This is a genomic window from Nonomuraea sp. NPDC004580, assembly GCF_040609855.1.
Classification (GTDB): domain Bacteria; phylum Actinomycetota; class Actinomycetes; order Streptosporangiales; family Streptosporangiaceae; genus Nonomuraea; species Nonomuraea salmonea.
Window position 1 is genome coordinate 1 of record NZ_JBEXLH010000121.1, and the last position, 6,389, is coordinate 6,389.

A 6,389-nucleotide genomic window follows, 5' to 3' on the forward strand; every position below is an offset into this window, starting at 1 on the left:
CGGCCCACCGCCTCCCAGGCCCGTCCAGGTCAGGCGAGCCAGGACCCGGCGAAGTAACCGACGCCATAGGGGGCTGCGGCCATGAGCAGCCGGCCGGCGGACTCCGCGCCCTTGGTCGCGTACTTGGCCACGTAGGCGGCGACGCGCTGATCACTCACGCCGTCCAGTTTCGTCGAGACGTAGACGGACCGTGGACCGGCCCATCGAGAACGCGAGCGACATCGAACTCCTGCCAGTCACCGACCACGCACGCCGCATGGCTACACATGCTTCGCCCTCAGCCGCCTGCCCCAGTATCGGGAGATCCCGCTACGGCAGTGAGCTCACATGCTCGGCTATCGGGGGCACTTCTCACGAAGTCACGCCGCTACTCGATCACGCTCGGAGACCTGCGCCGGGATCGGGCCGAGGACCGCGCCGAGCAAGCGCGTCCTCTCCTCTGCCTACCGGCACCGGACCCGGACAAAGCCCTCATCTTAGCGGAGTGGTCCTACGCCGGAAGCGGCCACCGTCACAGGGAGGCGTTCTGGGCGGAAGTCACCCGCAACCGGATCGCCACAGCGAGGCGGATCGCCAGGCAACGTTCGGATTAGGATCATGGCCCATGGGACCTGTGCCAGCGACGCGCGGCGTTCTCTACGTGATCGCGTGTGGGGCTCCTGCGGCTGCCCATGTGCATGACCTGGTTCTGTTGGCTCAGGCCGCCGGATGGCAGGTGCATGTCGTCACGACCCCGATGGGCGAACGCTTCGTCGACGTTCCGCGACTGGAGCGATTGACCGGTGACCGGGTTCGCAGCACGTACCGGATGCCGGACGAACCGAAGGGGCTGCCCCCGGCCGACGCGGTGGTCGTCGCTCCGGCCACGTTCAACACGATGAACAAGTGGGCGGGCGGGATCGCCGACACGTTCGCGGTCGGGCTGCTGTGCGAGGTGATGGGCTTCGGCGTGCCGATCCTGGCCGTGCCCCTGCTCAAGGCGGCGCTTGCCCGGCACGTGGCCTTTGCCCGCAATGTCACCTGCCTTGAGGAGATGGGCGCGCGGGTCCTCTTCGATCCCGACGCCCCGCCCGAGTCCCGCATGCCATCCTGGGAACGAATCATGCAGGAGCTGCACAGCGTGGTCGGAGAGCGACAGTCGCGGGAGTGATGTCATGGACGCCCGGCAGGAGATCGGCCAACGTATCGCTCGGGCACGCCGTCGGCGGGGTCTGTCGCAAGCCGTCCTGTCCGGCCTCGTCGGCCGCTCCGAGAGCTGGCTCAGCCAGGTGGAACGAGGCCAGCGCTCGGTGGACAACCACACCGTGATCAACGCTCTCGCCGAGATCCTGGGCCTGGCCGTCGACGAACTCACCGCGAAGAAGAGCACCACCATGACGCGATACGAGGCCGCCCCCGGCATCCGGAGGGCCATGATGGGGTACGACGGTCTGTCCTCCTCCATCGCCCCCCACCTTGCGGGAGGGTCGGTGGAATCCCTCCTCTGGCTCCAGCACGAGATCCGCAGAGTGAACGGTCTCTATCAGGCGACGCGCTACGACGAGGTCGGCCGCCGGCTGCCACGCCTGATCGTGGCGACGGAATTCGGCAGCCGTCACGCTCCCGCAGGTGCTCGCCGGGCCTATCAGACGCTCCGCTCGCTGACGTACCACTGCGCCACGACGACACTGCGGCGAGTGGGCGAACCGGAGCTGGCGTGGGTGGCGGCGGATCGTTCTCTCGCCGCCGCCGAAGAGGCCGAACGGCCGCTGCTGGTCGCCGTGAGCGCGTACCGGCTCGGCTATGTCCTGATCCGGCTGCATGAGACGGAGCGAGCGCTACAGCTCGTCCTCCAGGCCGCCGACTCGCTGCGCCGTGGCCCGCGATCCTTGCCGGTACTCGGCGCTCTCTACCTGGTCGCCGTCACGGCTGCAGCGGCGGCCTACGACCGGGCCGGTGTCGAGACCTTCCTCAACCAGGCACGGCACGCGGCAGATGCGATCAGCGAAGATCGCAACGACTTCTGGACGGCCTTCGGCCTGACGAACGTGGCCATTCACGAGGTGTCGGCAGCCGTCGAGTTCGGCGACGCCCGGCGAGCGATCAGCACCGGGGAGTCCGTGAACCTCTCGACACTGGCCACGGGCCTTGTCGGGCGGCGGGCACAGGTGCACCTGGACTTGGCTCGGGCGTACGCGATGCAGCGCAAGGACGCCGCCTCGGTCAACATGCTCCTGCAAGCGGAACGGCTCTCCCCCGAACTCGTCCGGTATGGCGGGCGGCCCCGGGAACTGCTGACGCAGTTGCTCAAGCGTGAACACCGGGCGAGCACGCCCGAACTCAGGCCGCTGGCACAACGCGCTGGCATCATCTGACCCGCACTTTTCTGCGGGTTCTTGACCTTCACAGCGTTGCGGGCTGTGCTGATCGTCGCTGCCTACGGTTCCTGCTGAACGTATTCCTGGTGTCAGGAGGCAGTACCGATGAGCGTTCCCGTCGAGCACGTGAACACGGCGGCTTTCCCTGTGGTGGCCGCCGAACGCTTGCAGGTGGCCCTCAAGGATCACGACGTTACCGCCGAGGTGCACGACGGTTACGGCTTGGCGCTGGTGTCGGTGTGGGTCGGCCTGGTGGTCTGGTGCGATGGCGCGTGGTTCTGGTGGCGCGTGGGCTGGAACGAGCAACGTAGACAAGTCATGTACGCCCGTCACCCGGCGGACGAACCGGCGCGGGCCGCTCGCCGGGTGGCCTTCCGCTATGCCGAGCTGTACCGGAACCATCCGCGCCCGGGGCCGATTGCTGATCTCGCCTCGTCCACTCGATCGTGAGCGTCCAGTGATTACGTCGCATGCTCGGGTCGTGATCAAGCAAATGCTGCACAGCCCGTCGCGCACTCGTTACTTGGCCTCCTGCCTGATCGGGCGGAAGGGAATCGTTGTCGGCCTCCTGCGCGACGGCACCCTGGCCTTGGTCGAACTCGACGGCGACGTCGACGAGGCGCCGTATGGTGTGCGCCGCTGGTCCGTGCACCTGGACGACCTGGAGATCTACGAGGACGCTGCGCCGACGAAGCAGCCCGAAAGGCATCGGCTCGGGATGACGGAAAGCGGCAGTGAGGTCGTCCATGCCGTACCTGCCGACTCGACTGACAGCCTGTGTGGTGAGGCAGCCAAGCCCTTGCCGGTCTTGGGATGGTCCATGCCGTTCGTGCCTACGGCTTCGCGAGCGTGTCCCGAGTGCGTGCACGAGATGGAACAGCTCGCCCAGATGGCGGCTGGCGCATCCCACGGCCGCTCTTCCCCCCGCCCCCGATAGCTGCCCGATTGTGTGTCCCGACCGAGGTGTCAACTCCGTCTAGCGATGCCGTGCCCTCGCGGATTCGGGCTGCTGTGCAAGCCCCGGGTCTGGTCGGCCGAAGAGCTATAGAAAGGTTGCCTGCCCGTCGCGTGGCTCCGCATCGGGAAGCCCCAGCATATATACGACGCGGCCAGCGATGGCCGCAGCGAAATTGGCGAAGCTGAGTTCTGGCTCAGGCTCATGAAGGACGGCCGCAGCCTCGGACGAGCCTGGGGTCGTGGTCATGAAGCAAGCCGCATCGTACAAGCGCTCACGAACAAGGCGCTGGCAGAGAATGCGGTACCGGTCCATATAGGACGTGTTCTTGAAGATCTCTTCGACGGGTGACACGGTGGACGGTAAGGCGACCGGCGACATGGACTTTGGTGCAGCTTCGAGGACGAAGAAGTAGCCCAGCCAGGGCCGAACTCCTCCGAAGGTCCCCTCTTCGTAAGCACGCCATACGTCAGCCGCCGAGCCAATCGCTTCCTCTGTTCGATTATTGATGTTGTTGCCGAACGACGGACCCACCTGCGACTTGAACTCAATCGCAGCCACAAGAGCGCCGCGAAACACTACTACAACGTCCCACTTCTTTGCTGGCCTGTAGTAGCCAGGCAGCTCCACCCCACTCTTGCGCCTGATGCACTCACGAGGAATCCCCGCGCTGATGAACTCCTGGATAACTACTTCTTCGAGCTCTTGCATGTGCTGGCCTGCGGTTACCGCGCCGCGATGACCAGTGTCCGCCTTGCCTCCGGCGGCTTGCTTCTTGGCCGCTCTGGTCCGCAGCTCCCAGAACATGTTCACGGCCTCTTGCGCTGGGTGCTGGCGCATGCATCTCCTCAGTCTGGTAGTCGATCCAGGCCGTAGGCACGGAGAGCTGCTTGGGTAGCGGCCTGAACGTCACGCTTGTCGAACGCTTCTTGAAGGTCTCTGCACGTCTGTTCATCGATCTCCGCAGGGTTAGGAACGCGGATCTTGCGCAGATACTGCGCCTGAAACCTGAGCGTTCCTCCTCGCATCTTCACCGCGTAGGCCTCAACGAATGCCTCAGCGACCTTCGACAACAGCAGTCCGCCGAGCACCCTGAGATCCCAGGAGTCGGAGATCACAAAGTATAGGTTGTGATGAGGATAGTGCCCTCCATGATCGAGCACAGGATGGATCGTCAGCTTCATGTCAGGGAGGAGGAGCTTCGGCCGATCCGTGAGCTGGTGATCAACCTTGTCAATGGTCTTATACCATCGAGTGGGCTGCTTCGTAGCGACATGCCGCTTTCGCAGGGCTGGTTCGTGCTGGCGGAAATACGCAGCGAGCCGTGGATAGGCGCTGAGATCGACCAGGTCGCCCCTATCGTCCCAAGGGTTGATGAGGTAGGAACCCTGCCACTCAAGGCTCCCGGTCTTGGTGTCGCGAACCATCGACAGCCGCAGTAGGCGATCCGGTTCCACAAGATCCGCCTGGTTGGTGATGAACACCTTGTCAGCGCCGGTCGCTACTCCGATGCCCACTCGGGTGCCCGTCATCTCGTCCTCTAGCGGTCGGAAACGGTCACCAAGATCTTCCAGCATCGCCAACCTGGCAGGGGAAGCCGCCGGCCAGGAGTCATGTCCAGAGAACCAATGTGGGAGACGCGCAGCATGGTAGGAGGCTGCGTCTATGCGCTGCTCCTGGTCCTGTGCGATCCATGACAGGAGAGCCCGCGCCTGCTCCGGTCCGAAGTCAGCTCCAGCGTCGGCAGCAATGGCATCGCCCTGCGGGCGATTACTAATGATCGTGATGGCAGGGTATGCAGATACATGATCATGAAAGGCGTCGACATCATGCATGATCAGGGCGAGGTCCAGGCTGTACTGCCGCGCGATCATCTGTCGGAGGTCTCGGCCGTACTGGTTGCGCATCCAACGATCTGCGCATATGAAGCCGAGCTTGCCACCGCTCTTCAGACTGGCTAGTCCAACCTCGTAGAAGCCTACGTAGATGTCAGCTCGTCCGTTCATCGTCGTACACGCTCGACGATAGGCCGTCATTCGGGAATCGGGGACATCTTCCAGACGAATGTACGGCGGATTGCCAACCACAAAGTCGACTTGCGTGCCTGACCTGCGCCTAAGCAGGTAGTCACCCTGGTTGACCCAAGCGCCTACAACGGCCTGTACATCATCTATGGGCCAGTCTTCTCGCAGCAGAAGGTCTGTCACCAGTCCGCGCGCGCTGTGAACATTGCGGGAGAGGAGATCAAACGCGCTGATCGCGTCCGCCGCCTCCCGGAGCGACCGACCATGTTTCCGGCATGAGGAGCTAAGCCTCTCAACGACCGGTCCAAGAAAGGCTCCGTCTCCGCATGCGGGCTCCACCAGCCTCAATGCCGCCAGGTCGCGGTCAGAGCTGTAGCCCACAAGATCGAGAATCAGGTCAACGACCCAGCGGCGAGTGAACACCTCACCGTTCTGCCCCTCTTGCCGAGGGAGGTCAGGGAGAGACGGAAGATCCAAGTCGAACAGCGAGTCTGCGGTCACCGCACGACGATACTGCCTAGGCATGGCCCTCATCTGCGTCAACTGCCTCACTGAGGTTCGCTTCTAGCGTTGTGACCCCAGCTTCTCCTCATCCACGACCGTCGATCAGGAACTCGGCACTACCCGCTCGCGCATCGTCGGCTCCTCCTCGGATCTGGCCTCCTCCTCTCGCGCCGCCTTGGAGCGGGGGCGGCGCGCGCCGGGACCGACCCCCAGGCCGCATGCCCGGCGCGCTGGCCGCCCGGAGCGGGCGGCGGCGCGGCGAGCGAAGCGAGCCCTTGACCCTGTAAGGAAACTCCTCGCCGATCATGCTCGCCTGCGGAGGCCCGGCCCCTTGTCCGGGACCATAACCACTGCTCGACGGCCCATCTCACGGACTGAGAAATCATGGTCGTCATCTTGCGCTAAGGCAACTACTAAGGCTACCTGCTGCGCTGGGACGGCCAGGGCTTCCTGTTCGAGTCCTACGGCTACCGCGTCCAGGAGCCCCTCGGCCGCCGCATGCTGCCGGAGAAGCTGGCCGCCCACGGCATCCGCGGGCCGGAGGTGGGC

Annotated in this window: 8 protein-coding genes; 5 read left to right on the forward strand and 3 right to left on the reverse strand. The window is 64.6% G+C overall.

What is annotated here, in order from left to right; translation table 11 throughout:
* Positions 1-29: 29 nt before the first annotated feature.
* Positions 30-158 (reverse strand): hypothetical protein, encoded by a 129-nt coding sequence (locus tag ABZW11_RS45895; protein ID WP_355432777.1) that lies wholly within the window; start codon positions 156-158, stop codon positions 30-32.
* Positions 159-266: 108 nt separating this feature from the next.
* Here ABZW11_RS45895 and ABZW11_RS45900 point away from each other — a divergent pair, with 108 nt between their 5' ends.
* From ABZW11_RS45900 to ABZW11_RS45920, 5 genes are all read left to right on the forward strand, one after another.
* Positions 267-593, forward strand: coding sequence for a replication initiator (locus ABZW11_RS45900; protein ID WP_355432779.1), 327 nt, complete (start codon positions 267-269; stop codon positions 591-593).
* 11 nt (positions 594-604) lie between these two features.
* Positions 605-1,150, forward strand: a complete 546-nt coding sequence (locus ABZW11_RS45905) for a flavoprotein (protein WP_355432782.1) — start codon at positions 605-607, stop codon at positions 1,148-1,150.
* A 4-nt stretch (positions 1,151-1,154) separates the two neighbouring features.
* Positions 1,155-2,354, forward strand: coding sequence for a helix-turn-helix transcriptional regulator (locus ABZW11_RS45910; RefSeq protein WP_355432785.1), 1,200 nt, complete (start codon positions 1,155-1,157; stop codon positions 2,352-2,354).
* A 108-nt stretch (positions 2,355-2,462) separates the two neighbouring features.
* Positions 2,463-2,807, forward strand: a complete 345-nt coding sequence (locus ABZW11_RS45915) for a hypothetical protein (RefSeq protein WP_355432788.1) — start codon at positions 2,463-2,465, stop codon at positions 2,805-2,807.
* Between the two features lie 31 nt (positions 2,808-2,838).
* A complete protein-coding gene (locus tag ABZW11_RS45920) occupies positions 2,839-3,294 on the forward strand; it encodes a hypothetical protein (RefSeq protein WP_355432791.1) in 456 nt (151 codons plus the stop codon).
* A 105-nt stretch (positions 3,295-3,399) separates the two neighbouring features.
* Here ABZW11_RS45920 and ABZW11_RS45925 read toward each other — a convergent pair whose 3' ends face one another.
* Positions 3,400-4,152, reverse strand: coding sequence for a PaeR7I family type II restriction endonuclease (locus ABZW11_RS45925; RefSeq protein WP_355432794.1), 753 nt, complete (start codon positions 4,150-4,152; stop codon positions 3,400-3,402).
* Positions 4,153-4,160: 8 nt separating this feature from the next.
* Positions 4,161-5,837 carry an Eco57I restriction-modification methylase domain-containing protein gene (locus ABZW11_RS45930; protein WP_355432797.1) on the reverse strand — a complete coding sequence of 559 codons (1,677 nt, stop codon included), beginning with the start codon at positions 5,835-5,837 and terminating at the stop codon, positions 4,161-4,163.
* Positions 5,838-6,389: the final 552 nt, after the last annotated feature.

Excerpts from the sequence above, each read along its gene's own strand:
- ABZW11_RS45905 (WP_355432782.1), top strand. The coding sequence starts at position 605 with ATGGGACCTGTGCCAGCGACGCGCGGCGTTCTCTACGTGATCGCGTGT.
- ABZW11_RS45925 (WP_355432794.1), bottom strand. The coding sequence starts at position 4,152 with ATGCGCCAGCACCCAGCGCAAGAGGCCGTGAACATGTTCTGGGAGCTG.
- ABZW11_RS45915 (WP_355432788.1), top strand. The coding sequence starts at position 2,463 with ATGAGCGTTCCCGTCGAGCACGTGAACACGGCGGCTTTCCCTGTGGTG.
- ABZW11_RS45910 (WP_355432785.1), top strand. The coding sequence starts at position 1,155 with ATGGACGCCCGGCAGGAGATCGGCCAACGTATCGCTCGGGCACGCCGT.
- ABZW11_RS45900 (WP_355432779.1), top strand. The coding sequence starts at position 267 with ATGCTTCGCCCTCAGCCGCCTGCCCCAGTATCGGGAGATCCCGCTACG.